Origin of the sequence: uncultured Ruminococcus sp., from assembly GCA_902785355.1 — a bacterium.
Lineage (GTDB): Bacteria > Bacillota > Clostridia > Oscillospirales > Acutalibacteraceae > Ruminococcoides.
The window spans coordinates 15710-33753 of the sequence record CACZYF010000018.1; the positions used below are offsets into that span (position 1 = coordinate 15710).

Below are 18044 nucleotides of genomic sequence, written 5' to 3' on the forward strand. Positions count from 1 at the left end.
CCGCCTACAAGGCGGGCACGTTCATTATTTCTTATCAAGCTCCTCGAGGATGACCTTCTTGATGTTGGGAGCGGTCAAGCCGAAGATATCAAGCAGTTCCTTAGCGGGGCCGGAGTAGCCGAACTCATCGTTTACGCCGATTCTGCGAACGGGAACGGGACACTCTGAGGAGGTGACCTCGCATACCGCGTCGCCTAAGCCGCCGATAACATTGTGCTCCTCGACGGTGATGATCCTACCGGTCTCCTGAGCCGCCTTGAGGATGATCTCGCGGTCGATGGGCTTGATGGTATGGATGTTGATCAGTCGAACGCTCTTACCCTCGGCGATCAGCTCGTCCACCGCCTTGAGGCTCTCGAGCACGCACAGTCCGGTCGCGATAACGGTGATATCGGCACCCTCGCGCAGGGTGATACCCTTGCCCCACTCGAACTTGTAGGTCTCGGGGTCATTGAAGCTATCAACAGCCAGTCTGCCTAAACGGATATAGACGGGGCCTTCATATTCGAGCGCCGCCTTGGTAGCCGCCTTCATCTCCCAGTGATCGGCAGGGTTCAGAACGACCATGCCGGGAATGGTACGCATGATACCGATATCCTCTAAGCACTGGTGGGTCGCGCCGTCCTCACCGGTAGAGATGCCGGCGTGGGAACCCGCGATCTTCACATTGAGGTTCGGATAAGCCACGGAGTTGCGGATCTGCTCAAAAGCACGTCCGGTCGCAAACATCGCGAAGGAAGCCGCTACCGGGATCTTGCCGGAAGCCGCGAGTCCCGCCGCTACGCCGACCATGTTCGCCTCAGCAATACCGCAGTCGAAGAAACGCTCGGGGTAAGCGTTGCCGAAGATAGAAGTCTTGGTCGCCGCCGCGAGGTCAGCGTCCAGAACGATGATATCGGGATTGGTCTCAGCCATCTCGCACAGAGCCTCGCCGAAGCTCTCACGGGTCGCCTTGGTAATGATCTCAGCCATGTTACGCCTCCAGTTCCGCGAGCTGTGCCTCGAGCTCAGCCATCGCTACCTTAAATTCATCGGCGTTAGTCGCCTTGCCGTGCCAGCCTACCTGGTTCTCCATGAACGAAACGCCCTTGCCCTTGATTGTCTTCATGATGATCGCGAAGGGCTTAGCGGAAGCCTTCGCCTGAGCCAGCGCGCCCTCGATCGCGTCGAAGTCGTGCCCGTCGATGATTACGGTGTCAAAGCCGAAGGACTCGAACTTGGTATCGAGCGGCTCTACGCCGCCGACCTCCTCGGTAGTACCGTCGATCTGCAGACCGTTGCAGTCCACGATCACGGTCAGGTTATCGAGGTTGTGATGACCGGCGAACATCGCCGCCTCCCAAACCTCGCCTTCCTCGCACTCGCCGTCGCCGAGTACGGTATAAACGCGGTAATCCTTCTTGTCGATCTTCGCGGCGAGCGCCATACCGCAAGCGGCGGAAACGCCCTGTCCGAGAGAACCGGAACTCATATCGATACCCGGGGTACCCTTCATATCGGGATGACCCTGGAGCATCGCGCCCACATGACGGAGCACCTCTAGCTCCTTCCAGTCAAAATAGCCCTTGAGCGCCAAAACGGCGTACAGGCTCGGGCAACAATGACCCTTTGATAAAACGAAGCGGTCTCTGTCAGCCCACTGAGGGTTCGCGGGATCCACGTTCATCTCCTTGAAATACAGATAGGTGAACATGTCCGCCGCGGACAAAGAACCGCCCGGATGTCCTGATTTAGCATGGAACGTACCGATGATGGCACCCATCCTCGCCTTGCAAGCGAGAATCTCCAGATTTCTCTTCTCTGCCTGATTCATCCTTATGCCTCCCCAAAATTCGCGCTTTTTTGCGGAGTGATAGCATTGCGCACCACTCCAGAATACATCGATATTCTACCACAAATCCCGCGTAATATTTTTCATTATGTGAAAAAAGCCGAAAATCGGTCATTTATATTGAAACTACCTAAAAATTATGATACAATCCCATCGGAAAGGAGCGAAATGTATATGCTGCTGACAGCCGATATCGGCAACACCAATATCAAGTTCGGGATTTTCAACGACAAGGAGCTGATCCGCACGCTGACGATCTCGTGTGAGAAGGCTAAAACCGCAGATGAATACGGCGTGGAGCTCTACTCGCTGATCCGCGTGATGGGCATCCACCGCGACGACTTCGACGGCTGCATCATCAGCTCGGTCGTTCCGCTCGTAACCGGCAGGATCGACGCCGCGGTACGCGATATTCTCGGCGTAGAACCGATCATTGTCGGCCCCGGCGTCAAAACAGGACTGAACATCCGCATCGACGATCCCTCCACTCTCGGCGCTGACCTCGTGGTCGCGTGCGTAGCGGCGAACGCGCTGATCAAGGCGCCCGCCGTCGTCATCAGCATGGGCACCGCGACGGTATGGTGCGCGATCGATAAGCGCGGCAGCATGGTAGGCTGTGCGATCGCACCCGGTATGACCGTTTCGCTCGAGGCGCTGACCAAGAACACGGCGCTGTTGCAGGGCGTTGCCTTCACCGCGCCGAAGTCCGTCATCGGTACCAACAGCGACAAGAGTATCCGCTCAGGCGTCGTTTGGGGCACGGTAGGCATGATCGACAGCATGATCGACCGGATCGAGAACGAGCTCGGCGAGAAATGCAGCATCATCGCGACAGGCGGACTAGCCAAAACCATCATCCCCTATTGCAGCCACGAGATCACCATCCGCGAGAACCTCATCCTCGAGGGTCTGCGCCTGATCTATGAAAAGAATCAAAGAGGTTAATGGTGAATGACTAATGGTGAATAGTTGACGGAGGGCTGCGCCCTCAACCGATTTATACTATATAAATCCAAAACGCGCAGCGTTTCCCGACACCATTCACCATTCACTGTTCACCGTTCACCATATAAAATTGCGCTTCACCTCGTCGGTGCGAGCTCTGCTCGGCAGGAGCGATCCTTACGGATCACTCCCCGCCCGTCTAAGCAAGTTCTGCTCGGCAAAAGAGGGAGGCAGCAGGAGGTATTTTATGTCAAACACAAGCAAGAAAAACAACGTCTACAAGCTGACGGCTCTGGGAATTTTGACAGCGATCATCATTGTGCTGCAGATATTCACCACCTTCGTCAAGTTCGGACCCTTCTCGATCACGCTGGCGCTGGTGCCGATCGTCGTCGGCGCGGCTATGTTCGGTAAGGGCGCGGGCGCATATCTCGGCGCGGTGCTGGGTGTGATCGTCACCATCATGAGCGCTACCGGCGGCGATCCGGGCGGCTTTATGGTATGGTCTGCCAATCCCTTCCTCTGCACGGTGCTGTGTATCTTAAAAACCGCCGTCGCAGGCTTTTTAGCGGGTCTGATGTATGAGCTGGTCGGAAAGAAAAACAAGCTGCTCGGCGTGATCTTAGCGGCGCTGATCTCCCCCATCGCCAACACCGGTATCTTCATCATCGGTATGCTGCTGTTCTTCAGAGAAACACTGGCGGCATGGGCAAACGGCTCCGATCTGCTGACCTTCATCATCATCGGTCTGACCGGCGTCAACTTCCTCGTTGAGCTGGGCGTGAACATCGTCCTCAGCCCCGTGGTCGTCAAGATCATCGACGCAGTCAAGAAAACCGGTAAAGCTTGATTATTAACAGCAACGCCCTGTACCATCACGGTACAGGGCGATTTTTATAGGTTTCATCAGGTTTTACGGCTTGATCTCCTCGTTCAGTTCATCGATGATAGCCTGCTTTTCTTCGGGGGTCAAGTCCTCGGACGGAGGAGGAAGGGGCGGCTCGGGATGATCCTTGTCGTCTTTCTTAATCAAATAACTTTTCTTACCGATCTTGATACCCAGTACTACCAATACGACACACAACAGCACTGCAGCCGCGCCGATCAGAATATAACGCCAAACCCGGTAAGGATTCGTATCGAAAACGCCGCCCCGGTAATCACGGATTTTGACATCCTCACCGTCATCCTCGGCGTCACCGGATATCCTGTCCTTCTGCGAGCGGGAGGACGTAGAGCGGGATGATCGACCGCCGCTGTTTTTAACGCTTCCCGAGGATGAGGACGCGCCGTTCTTTGACAGTTCGACAGTCAGCGTATCATCCCGAATACCACTCAGTATCCGAGCGCTGCTGTCAGCCGCCTGATCCACATGCAGGGTGAATTTCGCCGTTCCCGCAGCAAGGGATTTGAACTTCATGCGGCAGAGCCTGTCCTTGAACGTGCCGCTGTCGGCGATACAGACAGCGACCTTCCCGGAAGTCGGATTGTCCCGCACCGCGGAAGATTTCTTCTCGGCTTCGACGCCGCGATACTCCGCAAGAGTCCTATCATAAGTCAGTGTAAAGACCGCCGCAGAAGCCCCGCCGCTGCAGCGGATATCGACATAAAAGGTACTGCCCGAGCCGGCTGAATAAGCGCAAGAAAAAGAAGGACTGTCCGCTGCACGAACCGTCACGCCGCAGAGCATGAGCATCATCGTTATCAGCAAAACAATCCTTTTCATCATATCACCATACCGCCGTTTACCGGCAAAACCTGACCGGTCACGAACCGCGCCTTGTCAGAGGCGAGGTACAACACCGCATCGGCGATATCCGCAGGGGTACCGGTCATCATCAGGGGGGATTCTTCTTTCAGCGCGGCGATATCCTGTTCGGAAAAGCCCGCCATCATATCCGTCATCACGACGCCGGGCGAAACCGCGTTCACACGCACGCCGGAGGGTCCGACCTCCTTCGCGAGCGCCTTGGTCAGTCCGATCACGCCTGCCTTCGCAGCGGAATACGCCGCCTCACAGGACGCGCCGACCTCGCCCCACATTGAGGCGATATTCACGATCACACCCTTATGGGCGCGGATCATCGCGGGCAAAGCCGCCCTGCAACAGTAGAACACCGAGCTGAGATTGGTGTTCAACATCCTCTGCCAGTCATCGTTGCTGAGATCGGTAAGCAGTCCAAACAACGAGATCCCCGCGTTATTGACGAGGATATCGGGATCGCCGAGTTCTCGGCGAACGGTTTCAAACATCGCGTTGACCTGAGCGCTGTCGGACACGTCAGCTTGTACGGTGATTGCGCGAACGCCTTTTTCTCTGAATTCTTCACAAAGCAGGTTGGCTTTTTCGGCATTTTTATGATAATTCACCGCTACGTCACAGCCTTCGCAGGCAAAGGCACGCGCAATCGCCGCGCCGATACCGCGGGAGGCTCCCGTTACGAGTACGACGCTCATATCAGTTGCGCCTCCATGCCGAGGGAACGAACAGCAACAGGAAGGGATAGAGCTCAAGTCTGCCCGCGAGCATATTGAAGCAAAACACGATCTTGGAGAAGACCGAGAAGCCCGCATAGTTGCCGGTCGAGCCGACGATATTCATACCGGGACCGGTGTTGTTCAGCGTCGCCAGAACGCTGGTAATGCTGGTAGTGAAATCAAAGCCGTTCAGGGATATCAGAATCGTCGTAACGATGATGATCGCCATATAGATCGCAAAGAACACGCTGACGGAGCGGGATATCTCATGGGTGATCTTCTTGCTGTCCATCTTGACCGCCTGGACGGTACGGGGATGCAGGATCAGGGTGAACTCCTTTTTGATCCCCTTGAGCAGGATGACAAAGCGCGACACCTTCAAGCCGCCGCCGGTTGAACCGGCACAGGCGCCGATACAGGTCGCGATCAATACCAGCGTTTTGGAAAACTCAGGCCATTTGTTGACGTCCGTCATCGCCAGACCGGTAGAGGATTCGACCGAGGTGACATAGAAGAAGCTCTGGTGGATAGAGTTGTATAAATCGTTGCCGTAAACGCGGTTGATATACAGGTCGGCGGCGATCAGCCCGGTGATCACAAAGACGATTCCGAAATACACCCACAGCTCTTCGCTTTTGAGCACCTGCTTAAAGCGGCGCGAGATGATCAGGATGTAAACATAGAAATTAACGCCGAACAGCATCATAAAGACAGCCGCTACCGTCTGCAAATACGGGCTGAAGCGCGCCATAGAATCATTATATACCATAAAGCCGCCGGTACCCGCCGTGGAGAACGAGGTGGTCACAGCATCAAAAAGATTCATGCCGCCGCACAGGAGCAGAATACACTCCAGCGCGGTCAGACCGCAGTAGATGCCGTACAGCAGCGCCGCATAGTTGCGGAGCTTCGGCATGCTCTTGCTGACGGAAGGGCCGGTAGACTCCGCCTTCATCAGGTTAATGCTCTGGTTACCGCCCAGACGCGGAATGATCGCGAGCAGAAACACGACAACGCCCATTCCGCCTAAGAAATGGGAGAAGCTACGCCAGAACAGCATACAGCGCGGCAGGGATTCGATCTCGGTGAGGATCGTCGCGCCGGTGGTGGTGAAGCCGGAGATGGTCTCGAACACCGCGTCGACAAAATGCGGGATCGTTCCAGACCACCAAAGCGGGATACAGCCCGCGACCGACAACACTATCCACGACAGCGCCGTCGCGATGAAGCCGTCCTTCAGATACATGACGTTGCTCTTCGGCTTCTTGAATACCAGAAGAAATCCCAGCAGCATACAGGTAACGCCGACATAGACGAAATACTTCATGAAGTGCCACTCTCCATACAGCAGTCCGACTATGGTCGACAGCTGCATCGTAGCGCCCTCTATCAGCAGTACCCAGCCTAATATATAACTGATCAATCGTTTATTCATAACGAAATTGCCTTTCAAAATCGGTATCTATGCGGGAAACCCCCGCGCTGACCGATTATCTCAGAATATCTCTCAGGTCGGACAGACCCTTGTGCTTGGTGATCACGATGACGCGGTCGCCCTTTTCAATGGTATCGTTACCGCCGGGGGTGATGACCGAGCCGTTCCTGCCGATGCAGGCGATCTGTAAATCACCCTTGAGGTTCAGCTTCGACAGCGGAACACCCGTCACGGCGCTTTTCTCGCGCACGATAAACTCGAGCACCTCCGCCTGATCGCCGTTGACCTTGAACATCGTCTCGACGTTGTTGCCGACGGCGTTCTGCATTCCGCGGACATAACGGACGATATACTCGCCGGTGAGCTGCTTGGGACGGATGACGCTGTCGAGCGGCAGCGTATCGATCACGGAGCTGAACTTGAGATTGCCGAGCTCGGTGATGATCTTCGCCTTGGGATTCACCTTGCGGGCGTACATCGAGGCGAGCAGGTTCTCCTCGTCGGTATCCATCAGACAGACGACGCCGTCCATGCGGTCGAGGTGCTCGCTCAAAAGCAGATCCTCATCCATCGCGTCGGCGTTGATGACCATGACGCCGTCAAGATCCTCCGCAAGCTCCTCACATCGCAGGGGGTTGTTCTCGATGATCTTGACGCTGATACCGGTCTCGCGCAGAATCTTGGCGAGATAGAAGCCGATCTTGCTGCCGCCGAGGATCATCACGGAGCGCCCCTTGTTCGAGGCGGTGCCCATGGTCTTGAGCAGCTTTGCGGCGCTGCCGGCGGGTACGACCATCGAGACCAGGTCGCCCTCGCGCAGGACGAAGTCACCGTTCGCGATATGGAACTCGCCGCCGCGCTCGACATAGCAGAGACGCGCCATACCCTTAAAAACGGAAGTGCAGTCGGCGACCTTTTTATTGACGATGGGCGCCTTATCGGTCAGGCGCACCTTGATAAAGTCGATCATGCCCTTGGAGAAGGAGCTGATCTTCACCGCGCCGGGGTATTTGAGCAGGCGGGCGATATCGCTCGCGCAGGTGAACTCGGGGTTGATGGCGAGGGTCAGCTTCAGATCATCCTTGACGAGCTCGACGTCGTTGATATACTCCGGATTACGCACGCGCGCGATCGTAGAGAGAACGCCCGCGTTCTTGGCGAGCAGGCAGGTATACAGGTTGAGCTCATCGGCGGCGGTCACAGCGATCAACAGATCGCAGGTGTCGATCTCCGCCTCGCTGAGAACGCTGTAGGTCGCGCCGTTGCCCCGGATCGCCATGACGTTCTGGGTATCGGCAATCTTGTCGAGCGCCTCGGCGTTCTCGTCGATCACCGTGATAGAATGCGCCTCGGTATTCAGCTGGTCGGCGATCGACCGGCCGACTCTGCCGCAGCCAACGATAATGATATTCATACATACACCTCATCCAAAGATCCTGTCAAAGCAGAAACTGCCCGGAACAGAAAACAAACTCCGGTCGATTATCTTTGTTATCAAAACAGCGATGCGACAGATAACACAGCAAATCAACCGAAGAATCATAGAAGTAAAACGTGCCGGATTCGTTGCATCCAAAAACGCATAGATATGCGTCAACCTAAAATCGGAAGCACTTTTGGAGCTCCTTATATTCGCCAAGCACCAAAAGCGACATATCGTTCGTCAGTACCGTTTCGGGCTTGATCATAAAGCTCATCGTATCGTCCTTTTTCAGACCGATGATCGTAATATTATGTTTTCTTCTGATATCCAGCTGGAGGATCGTCTTACCGACCCATGATTCAGGCACGGTGACCTCATAGAGAGAATGCTTTTCATCCAGCTCGATATAGTCGAGGATATGGTTGGAGCTGTAGCGGATCGCAGCCCATTTTGCGATCTGCTTTTCGGGATAGACGACTCTGTCCGCGCCGTTGCGCAGGAGAAAACGCTCCTGACCGTCGCGCTCGGCACGCGCTACCACAAAGCTCGCGCCCAGCTCCTTTAACAGATAAGTGGTTTCCAAAGAGCTTTGAAAATCATTGCTGATCGTTACATAACAAATATCAAAGTTATTGACGCCGAGAGAACGAAGGAACTCCTCGTTCGTGCTGTCGCCGATCTGGGCGTCCGTTACGATATCCATCGCTTCGTTGACCCTGTCTTCATTATGGTCGACCCCCAGCACATCGTGACCGAGCTTATTCAGCTGGATCGCGATGTTCTTTCCGAATCTTCCGAGTCCGATCAATAAAACTGATTTCATGTTATTTCTCCTTATCCTACCGTGATCTTTTCGACCGGTAATTTTGAGATCTTTTTCGATGAGCCCGATATAGTGGCATAGATCACGGTCAGTCCGCCGGCTCTTCCGAGGAACATCAGCAAAACCAGGATCATCTGAGAGATGATGCCGAACTGCGGCGTGATACCGAGCGTCAAGCCGACCGTGCCGACCGCGGAGGCGGTCTCAAAAAGACACTTTCCGAACGGAAGCTTTTCGATCGCGCTGATCACGCCCGCGCCGGAAAGGCACAGCGCAGCATACATCAAAGAAACGGTAGACGCGACCTTTACAACGCCCGCGTCGATCCTCCTGCCGAAGCATTCCGGATCCTCCTTCTGCATAAAGCAGGAGATCATGTTGGCTGTCAGCACGGCGATGGTGGTGGTTTTCATACCGCCCGCCGTAGAGCCCGGAGACCCGCCGATCAACATCAATACGATAAACAGCGCGCGTCCGAGACCGGTCAGAGAATTCAGATCCAGCGTATTGAAGCCCGCCGTTCGGGTAGTGACCGACTGAAAAAGCGAGCCGAACACTCTCTCCCCGATCGGAAGCAGAGCGAAATCACGGAAGAAGAAGAGAACCGCCGGAAGAACGATCAGCACGGCGGAGGTGACCAGTATCACCTTGCTCTGCATCCGGTAACGTCTGAACCGGAATTTATGGGTAACAAAATCCTGCCATGTCAGAAATCCGATACCGCCCAGCACGATAAGGAGCATCAGGACGATATTGACGACCGGCTGATCCGAATACGCGGTCATCGACGCGAATTTCCGATCCGGGCTGCCCATCAGGTCGAAGCCGGCGTTGCAGAAGGCGGAAACAGAATGAAAGACCGCCATCCAGATCCCTTTTGCGCCGAAGTCCCTGACAAATACCGGCGTCAGGGCGACCGCGCCGAGCAGCTCTACGATCAAAGTCCCCCGGGTAACAAACTTCGTCAGTCTGACGATACCGCCGACGCTCGGTGCGGACATCGCGTTCTGCATCGTGTTTCGCTGACTGAACGAGATCTTTTTACCGGACAGCATCATAAAGGACAACGCCATCGTGATCACGCCCAGACCGCCGATCTGGATCATGATCAGAATCACCGCCTGACCGAAGGCGGACCAGTAGGTCGCGGTATCCTGCACCACCAGTCCGGTGACGCATACCGCCGAGGTAGATGTGAACAGCGCTTGATTGAAAGGTGTGAAAGCGCCGCTTCTTGAAGAAAAAGGCATCGTCAGGATCAGCGCACCCAAGAGGATCACTCCGATGAACCCGAGAAAGATGATCTGAAATGACGTCAGCCGTTTCGCTTTTTTTATCGTGTTTGCCATACGCCCTCCTTACAGTTTCCCGAACGACCGGTCGCATGTACATTGATTTGCCGATCGCGCTCAGCGATAACACGGAGCGCGGCCGGCATAAGCTCGATTCGAGCCTATACGCACACATATTTTACATCAAGCATCATTCAAAATCAATATTATTATAGAAAATTCGAGCCGTTTGTTTACAATTTTTTCTTTATTTTTCCGCCGTACTATGGTATAATGCCTTTATATAATGGGGTGATATGGGTATAAACCCATCTGCCCGCAAAGAAAGGAATGATAATATGGGTTTATTCAAAGCGCTGTTCGGTGATTACTCCGCCCGCGAGCTCAAGCGTATCCGTCCGATATGCGACAAGGTGCTCGCGCTCGACAGCAAGTACGCCGCGATGAGCGAAAAAGAACTGAAATCCCAAACTGATATACTGAGATCCCGCCTGCAAAACGGCGAGGCCACCGACGACATCCTGCCGGATGCGTTCGCGGTTTGCCGTGAGGCGAGCATGCGCGTACTCGGCATGAAGCACTTCCCCGTGCAGATCATCGGCGGCATCGTCCTGCATCAGGGACGTATCGCCGAGATGAAGACCGGTGAAGGTAAGACCTTAGTCGCGACCCTGCCCGCGTATCTGAACGCGCTGACCGGCGAGGGCGTGCACATCGTCACCGTCAACGACTACCTCGCCAAACGCGACAGCGAATGGATGGGTAAGCTGTACCGTTATCTCGGACTCAAGGTGGGTCTGATCATCCACGACATCCCCGTGAACGAGCGCAAGGCGATGTATGAGGCGGACATCACCTACGGTACCAACAACGAATTCGGCTTTGACTACCTGCGTGACAACATGGTCGTCTATAAGGATCAGAAGGTACAGCGCGGTCACGCGTTCGCTATCGTCGACGAGGTGGACTCCATCCTCATCGATGAAGCGCGTACTCCGCTGATCATCTCCGGTAAGGGCGACGAGGCGTCCGACCTTTACGAGCGCGCCGATCGACTCGCCCGCACCATGAAGAAGCATGTTTTCACCGAGGTCGATAATAAAGAGGACCTTGAGGAATTCTATAAAGAAAACAATATTGACTACATTGTCGACGAGAAGGCGCATACCGCGACCCTCACCCAGGTCGGCGTAAAGAAAGCGGAGGCGTTCTTCGGGCTCGAGAACCTGACCGACCCCGACAACATCACCATCCAGCACCACATCAACCAGGCGATCAAGGCGCACGGTTGCATGAAGAACGAGGTCAACTATGTCGTCAAGGACGGCGAGGTCATCATCGTCGACGAGTTCACCGGCCGTCTGATGTACGGCAGACGCTACAACGAGGGTCTGCATCAGGCGATCGAGGCGAAGGAGGGCGTGAAGATCGAGAGCGAGTCAAAGACCCTCGCGACCATCACCTTCCAGAACTTCTTCCGCCTGTACAAGAAGCTGTCCGGTATGACCGGTACAGCGATGACCGAGCAGGAAGAGTTCCAGGAGATCTACAGCCTCGACGTCGTCGAGATCCCCACCAACAAGGAGGTCATCCGTCAGGATCTGCAGGACGCGATCTACCGTACCGAGAACGCCAAGTTCATGGCGATCATCGACGAGATCAAACGTGCCCACGCGACCGGTCAGCCGGTGCTGGTCGGTACCATCTCCATCGAGAAGAGCGAACAGCTATCTAAGCTCTTGAAGCGAACCGGCATAGAGCATAATGTCCTCAATGCGAAGCACCATGAGAAGGAAGCGGAGATCGTTGCCCAGGCGGGTAAGCTCGGCGCGGTCACCATCGCGACCAACATGGCAGGCCGTGGTACGGATATCGTGCTGGGCGGTAATGCCGAGTATATGGCGACCGCACAGATGCGCAAGGAGGGCTATGACGACGAGCTGATCGCCGAGGCGACCGGCTACGCCGAGACCGACGATCAGGATATCCTTGAAGCGAGAGCCAAGTATCAGGAATACTATAATCAGCATAAGGCTGAGATCAGCGCCGAAGCGGACGCGGTACGCGCTGCGGGCGGTCTGTACATCATCGGTACCGAACGTCACGAGAGCCGCCGTATCGACAACCAGCTGCGCGGCCGTTCGGGACGTCAGGGCGATCCCGGCGTCAGCAAATTCTTCCTCTCCTGCGAGGACGACCTCATGCGTATCTTCGGCGGCGAGAGAATGGGCATGCTGCTCGACCGACTGAACGTCGAGGAGGATCAGCCTATTGAGAGCAAGATGCTCACCAACATCATCGAGAGCTCCCAGCAGAAGGTCGAGAGCAACAACTTCGCGATCCGTAAAAACGTCCTCAACTACGACGACGTCATGAACGAACAGCGTAAGAATATCTACGAACAGCGTAACCGCGTACTCGACGGCGAGGATATCCACGACGCCGTCGTCAGGATGGTCACCGACACCATCGCTGACAACGTATCCATGTTCTGTGCCGACGATTACGATAAAGAGAACTGGAACCTCACCAGTCTGAACGAGGTCTACCGCGGCTGGCTGATCACCGACGATAACAAGTTCACCGTAAAGAACACCGAGGATAAGACCAGAGATGATCTGATCAAGGAGCTGCAGGACAGAGCGTTAGCCCTCTATGACGAGAACGAGAAGCTTGTCGGCGAGGACGTTATGCGCGAGATGGAGCGCATCTACCTCTTGAAGACCGTCGATACCTACTGGATGGAGCACATCGACAACATGGATCAGCTCAAGCAGGGTATCCGCCTGCGCGCCTACGGTCAGCGTGATCCGGTCGTTGAGTTCCGTCTCGAGGGCAGCAACATGTACGATGAGATGAACGAGACCATTAAGCAGGAGACCGCCCGCCTCATCCTTATTGCGCCCAAGCGCGTCTATGAGATCCAGAAGCGCCGCGAGGAGATCGAAGCAAAGCGCCGCGAGATGGAAGAGAAAGCGGCAGCCGCTCATCAGGTCATCCTCAAGACCGAGGAGGACAGAAAGCCCAAGCCCTCGGCAGTCGAGCTCGGCTTGAAGCGTGAACAGGTCGCGAAGCCTGTCGAGTTCTCCGGCGACGGCACGATCTCCGGCAACAAGACCGTCGTGAATAAAAAGAAAAAGCCCGGTCCCAACGACCCCTGCTGGTGCGGCTCGGGCAAGAAATACAAAAAATGCCATAAACCGATTGATGAGGGATACAGTAATGAGTAAGGTAAGAACCCGCTTCGCTCCCAGTCCGACAGGCTTCATGCACGTCGGCAACCTGAGAACGGCGCTGTATGAATATTTGGTCGCCAAAAGTCAGGGCGGCACCTTCGTCCTCAGGATCGAGGACACTGACCAGGAGCGCTACGTTGAAGGCGCCGTGGACGTCATCTACAAGACACTCGAGACCGCCGGTCTCAAGCATGATGAAGGTCCCGACGTCGGCGGCGATTACGGTCCCTATGTTCAGAGTGAGAGAAAGGACATGTACCTGCCCTATGCCGAACAGTTGATCCGCGAGGGCAAGGCGTACCGCTGCTTCTGCACCAAGGAGCGCCTCGAGAAGATCCAGAGCGAGACTGTCGGCGGCGGCTATGACCGCCACTGCCGCGATCTGTCCGAGGAAGAGATACAGGAAAAGCTGAACGCGGGCGTTCCCTACGTTATCCGTCAGAAAATGCCGATCGAAGGCTCCACCACCTTCACCGACGCGGTATTCGGCGAGATCACCGTCGAGAACAGTGAACTGCAGGATCAGATCCTGATCAAGCAGGACGGCTATCCGACCTATAACTTCGCGAATGTCATCGACGACCACACAATGGGCATCACTCACGTCGTCCGCGGCAGCGAGTACCTCAGCTCCACCCCGAAATACAACCTGCTGTATGAGGCGTTCGGCTGGGAGATCCCGACCTACATCCACCTGCCGCTGATCAACGGCAAGAACGACGACGGTACGATCTCAAAGCTTTCTAAGCGCCACGGCTCCACGGGCTTTGATGATCTGATCAGGGACGGCTATCTGCCCGAGGCGATCATCAACTACATCGCCCTGCTCGGCTGGGCGCCGAAGGACAATCAGGAGATCTTCACGCTCGACGAGCTGTGTAAGGCGTTCGATATCAGCGGCATCAGCAAGAGCCCATCGGTCTTTGACTACGATAAGCTCGAGTGGTTCAACGGCGAATACATCAAGGCGATGAGCGATGAAAAGTTCATCGAGCTGTGTACACCCTATTTTAAACAGGCTTTAGGCGACGCCGATCTCGACTACGCGAAGATCGCCGCAATCCTCAAGCAGCGCACCACGAAGCTCACCGATATACCCGGGAAGATCGACTTCTTCGCCGCGCTGCCGGAATACGAGAAGGAGCTGTTCGTCAATAAAAAGAGCAAGACCAATCTCGAGAACGCTCCCGTGATGCTCAAGGCGGTCTACGACGAGCTCTCCGCTCTGCCGAGCTGGGACAGCGACAGCATCCACGACGCGCTGATCGCCCTTGCGCAGAAGCTCGAAGTCAAGAACGGCACCGTGATGTGGCCTGCGCGTATCGCCGCGGCGGGCAAGGCCGTCACCCCCGGCGGCGCGATCGAGATCCTCGATATCCTCGGCAGAGAGGAAAGCCTGAGACGTATCGCGCTCGGACTGGAGAAATTGAAATAATAAAACGTCGTAACAACCGTGTCATTGCGAAGCCCCAACGGGGCTGTGGCAATCCCCCTATTATTGCAGCCGATTGCAGATGGAAGGGGATTCCCACGTCGGGATAAACCCTCCTCGGAATGACTACGATACTGTTGCGTTTCGCAATCCATAAAATGAGGGAATGTATATGACAGAAGAAAACAAGATCGTGGAGAATAAGGAGGAGATGTCCTCTAACTTCATCCACACCATGATAGAGAAGGATATCGCCGAGGGCGGCGATTACTACGGGATGAAGGTACACACGCGCTTCCCACCCGAGCCCAACGGCTATCTGCACATCGGTCACGCGAAGGCGATCTGCATCGACTTCGGCACCGCGCTGAAGTTCGGCGGTATGTGCAACCTGCGCATGGACGACACCAACCCCACCAAGGAGGATGTCGAGTTCGTCGACGCCATCAAGGAGGATATCCACTGGCTGGGTTTTGACTGGGAAGATCGCTTCTACTACGCGTCCGAATACTTCGACAAAATGTACGAGAGCGCTGTCGAGCTGATCAAGAAGGGGCTCGCTTACATCTGTGAGCTCACGCCCGAGGAGATGCGCGAATACCGCGGCGATCTCTCTACCCCCGCGAAGTCCCCTTACCGCGACCGACCCATCGAAGAGAGCCTCGCGCTCTTTGAGAAGATGAAGAACGGCGAGGTCGAGGAAGGAAAAATGACCCTGCGCGCGAAAATCGATCTTGCATCCGGCAACTTCAACATGCGCGACCCGGTCATCTACCGCATGAACCGCCTGCATCATCACCGTACCGGCGACAAGTGGTGCATCTACCCGATGTACGACTTCGCCCATCCGATCGAGGACGCGATGGAGGGAATCACCCACAGCCTGTGCTCGCTCGAGTTTGAAGATCACAGACCGCTGTATGAGTGGGTCATCAACAACGTCACCCTGCCGAGCAAGCCGCGCCAGATCGAGTTCGCGCGTCTCGGCATCAACAACACCGTCATGAGCAAGCGCAAGCTTAGAGCGCTGGTCGAGGGCGGTACCGTCAGCGGCTGGGACGATCCGCGCATGCCTACCCTGTGCGGTCTGCGCAGACGCGGCTACACCCCGAAGTCGATCCGCAACTTCTGCGACCGTATCGGCGTGAGCAAGGTCAACTCCACCGTCGAATACGAGTTCCTCGAGCACTGCCTGAGAGAGGACCTCAACCTCACCGCACAGCGCGTGATGGTCGTGCTCGATCCCGTCAAGCTCGTCATCACGAACTATCCCGAGGGTCAGAGTGAGAGCTTCACGGTCGAGAACAACCCGAACAATGAAAACGACGGCACCAGAGAAGTCACCTTCTCCCGCGAATGCTGGATCGAGCGCGGCGACTTCATGGAGGAGCCGATCAAGAAGTACCAGCGCCTGTACCCCGGCAACGAAGTGCGCCTCAAGAGCGCCTACATCGTCAAGTGTACCGGCTGTAAGAAGGACGAGAACGGCAACGTCGTCGAGGTCTACGCGGAGTACGATCCCGAGACCCGAGGCGGCAACACTCCCGACGGCAGAAAGGTACGCGGCACCATCCACTGGGTCGACGCGAGCAACTGTGCCGAGGCGACTTGCAACCTGTACGACAACCTCTTCACCGTTCCCGATCCCGAGGCAGACGGCAGAGATTTCATGGAGTTCGTCAACCCCGAGTCACTGAAGGTCGTCGAGGGCTGTAAGGCGGAGAAGGGACTCGAGAACTTCTCCTTCCCCTCCTACTTCCAGTTCATGCGCACCGGCTACTTCTGTTTTGATAAGGACAGCAGCGCCGATAAGCTGATCTTCAACCGCTCCGTCAGCCTAAAGGACGGCTTCAAAAAAGTAAAGTAAGAAGCTTCAAACAGCACCCCCGATTAACAGACCATAGAAATTATGCGGCGGAATCAATCATGACAATAAAACAGAAAGGTGCTACTGATTATGAAAAGTATTAAAATAACTTACAAGATTATCTCCCTCATCTTAACTTTGCTGATGACGGCAGCGTTGCTGACCTCATGCGGCGGCGCCTCTTCCGACACCGATACCCCTGCAACCGGCGATGCGAGCAGTACATCAGGCAGCGCATCCGGCGAAAACACCCTGTCGATCCAAAGCCAAAAGGTCGTTGATTCTCCCGAATGGTTCACAAAGCTCGACGCGTCTAAAGACTGCGAGCAGCTGATCGTCGTAGCAGGCGTAGGCGAAACCACCTGCTATGTCAGTATGCACGAAAAGGATACCGACGGAAAGTGGAAGATGATCCTTCAGGCGCCCGGCTATATCGGGCTCGAGGGGATGGGCAAGGCAGACAGCTACCACGCCATCACCCCGATCGGCACCTTCACGATCGACAAGGCTTTCGGCATCGCGGACGATCCCGGCTGCCAGATGGAATACACGAAGGTGACCGAGGACGATTACTGGTCGGGCGATATGCGCGAAGGGATGCACTTCAACGAGTTTCTTAACATCAAGGATGTTCCCGAGCTCAATATCGAAGACAGCGAACACCTCATCGACTATACCTACGAGTATCAGTATTGTCTGAACATGGGCTACAACAGCGAGTGCGTACCCGGGGAGGGATCCTGCTTCTTCTTCTACTGCATGAGCCTTGTCAAGCCCTACACGGGTGGCTGCGTCGCGGTGAACGAGGCTGTCATGAAGGTCATCATGCAGAAGGTCAGGGATGGCTGCAAAATAACCATCAACAAGGCGGATGCTCTCGGCATAGATCTTAACGAAGCTCGCGACTTCGCCAACAAAAATGTATGATACCCGTTCCCGATCCCGAGGCGGACGGCAGAGATTTCATGGAGTTCGTCAACCCCGAATCGCTGAAGGTCGTCGAGGGCTGTAAGGCAGAGAAGGGACTCGAGAGCTTCTCCTTTCCCTCCTACTTCCAGTTCATGCGCACCGGCTACTTCTGCTTTGATAAGGACAGCAGCGCCGATAAGCTGATCTTCAACCGCTCCGTCAGCCTGAAGGACGGCTTCAAGAAGAAATAATATAAAGTCACTCCCGAAGTCCGATACTTCGGGAGTCATTTTTAGAAATTATATAAAAATCTGTAACGTTTCGGCATCTTTTCAATCTAACGGATGAAGGGCGGTGAGAAAGTGACCGATTA

15 protein-coding genes are annotated in these 18044 nt (G+C 55.3%); 7 read left to right on the top strand and 8 right to left on the bottom strand.

Annotated elements, in window-relative coordinates; all coding sequences use genetic code 11:
* Positions 1–24 precede the first annotated feature (24 nt).
* Positions 25–972, bottom strand: a complete 948-nt coding sequence (locus tag R2I50_RS05800) for a transketolase family protein (protein ID WP_316608215.1) — start codon at positions 970–972, stop codon at positions 25–27.
* A gap of 1 nt (position 973) precedes the next feature.
* On the bottom strand, positions 974–1813 hold the full coding sequence (locus R2I50_RS05805; protein ID WP_316608216.1) for a transketolase: 840 nt from the start codon (positions 1811–1813) through the stop codon (positions 974–976).
* A 186-nt stretch (positions 1814–1999) separates the two neighbouring features.
* Here R2I50_RS05805 and R2I50_RS05810 point away from each other — a divergent pair, with 186 nt between their 5' ends.
* Both R2I50_RS05810 and R2I50_RS05815 read left to right on the top strand, forming a co-directional pair.
* On the top strand, positions 2000–2776 hold the full coding sequence (locus R2I50_RS05810) for a type III pantothenate kinase (RefSeq protein ID WP_316608217.1): 777 nt from the start codon (positions 2000–2002) through the stop codon (positions 2774–2776).
* 247 nt (positions 2777–3023) lie between these two features.
* Positions 3024–3626, top strand: a complete 603-nt coding sequence (locus tag R2I50_RS05815; RefSeq protein ID WP_316608218.1) for an ECF transporter S component — start codon at positions 3024–3026, stop codon at positions 3624–3626.
* A gap of 63 nt (positions 3627–3689) precedes the next feature.
* Here R2I50_RS05815 and R2I50_RS05820 read toward each other — a convergent pair whose 3' ends face one another.
* The 6 genes from R2I50_RS05820 to R2I50_RS05845 all read right to left on the bottom strand — a co-directional run bounded on the left by R2I50_RS05820 (position 3690) and on the right by R2I50_RS05845 (position 10284).
* Positions 3690–4505, bottom strand: a complete 816-nt coding sequence (locus R2I50_RS05820; protein ID WP_316608219.1) for a hypothetical protein — start codon at positions 4503–4505, stop codon at positions 3690–3692.
* On the bottom strand, positions 4502–5233 hold the full coding sequence (gene ymfI, locus R2I50_RS05825) for an elongation factor P 5-aminopentanone reductase (protein WP_316608220.1): 732 nt from the start codon (positions 5231–5233) through the stop codon (positions 4502–4504). The genes R2I50_RS05820 and ymfI overlap by 4 nt, the downstream gene beginning before the upstream one ends.
* Before the next feature lies 1 nt (position 5234).
* Positions 5235–6689 (bottom strand): TrkH family potassium uptake protein, encoded by a 1455-nt coding sequence (locus R2I50_RS05830; RefSeq protein WP_316608221.1) that lies wholly within the window; start codon positions 6687–6689, stop codon positions 5235–5237.
* 55 nt (positions 6690–6744) lie between these two features.
* The gene (trkA, locus tag R2I50_RS05835; RefSeq protein WP_316608222.1) at positions 6745–8103 is read right to left on the bottom strand and encodes a Trk system potassium transporter TrkA; all 1359 of its coding nucleotides are present in this window, start codon (positions 8101–8103) and stop codon (positions 6745–6747) included.
* Between the two features lie 184 nt (positions 8104–8287).
* Positions 8288–8935: a TrkA family potassium uptake protein gene (locus R2I50_RS05840; protein ID WP_316608223.1), complete on the bottom strand. Its 648-nt coding sequence runs from the start codon at positions 8933–8935 to the stop codon at positions 8288–8290.
* Between the two features lie 11 nt (positions 8936–8946).
* Entirely contained in the window at positions 8947–10284 is a 1338-nt protein-coding gene (locus tag R2I50_RS05845; protein WP_316608224.1) for a potassium transporter TrkG, read from the bottom strand.
* Positions 10285–10565: 281 nt separating this feature from the next.
* Here R2I50_RS05845 and secA point away from each other — a divergent pair, with 281 nt between their 5' ends.
* The 5 genes from secA (at position 10566) to R2I50_RS05870 (ending at position 17922) form a co-directional block, all read left to right on the top strand.
* A complete protein-coding gene (gene secA / locus R2I50_RS05850; protein WP_316608225.1) occupies positions 10566–13457 on the top strand; it encodes a preprotein translocase subunit SecA in 2892 nt (963 codons plus the stop codon).
* The gene (gltX, locus tag R2I50_RS05855; protein WP_316608226.1) at positions 13450–14898 is read left to right on the top strand and encodes a glutamate--tRNA ligase; all 1449 of its coding nucleotides are present in this window, start codon (positions 13450–13452) and stop codon (positions 14896–14898) included. The genes secA and gltX overlap by 8 nt, the downstream gene beginning before the upstream one ends.
* 169 nt (positions 14899–15067) lie before the next feature.
* Entirely contained in the window at positions 15068–16762 is a 1695-nt protein-coding gene (locus R2I50_RS05860) for a glutamine--tRNA ligase/YqeY domain fusion protein (RefSeq protein WP_316608227.1), read from the top strand.
* Between the two features lie 90 nt (positions 16763–16852).
* On the top strand, positions 16853–17689 hold the full coding sequence (locus R2I50_RS05865; protein ID WP_316608228.1) for a hypothetical protein: 837 nt from the start codon (positions 16853–16855) through the stop codon (positions 17687–17689).
* The gene (locus R2I50_RS05870; protein ID WP_316608229.1) at positions 17686–17922 is read left to right on the top strand and encodes a hypothetical protein; all 237 of its coding nucleotides are present in this window, start codon (positions 17686–17688) and stop codon (positions 17920–17922) included. The genes R2I50_RS05865 and R2I50_RS05870 overlap by 4 nt, the downstream gene beginning before the upstream one ends.
* The last annotated feature ends 122 nt before the right edge of the window (positions 17923–18044 follow it).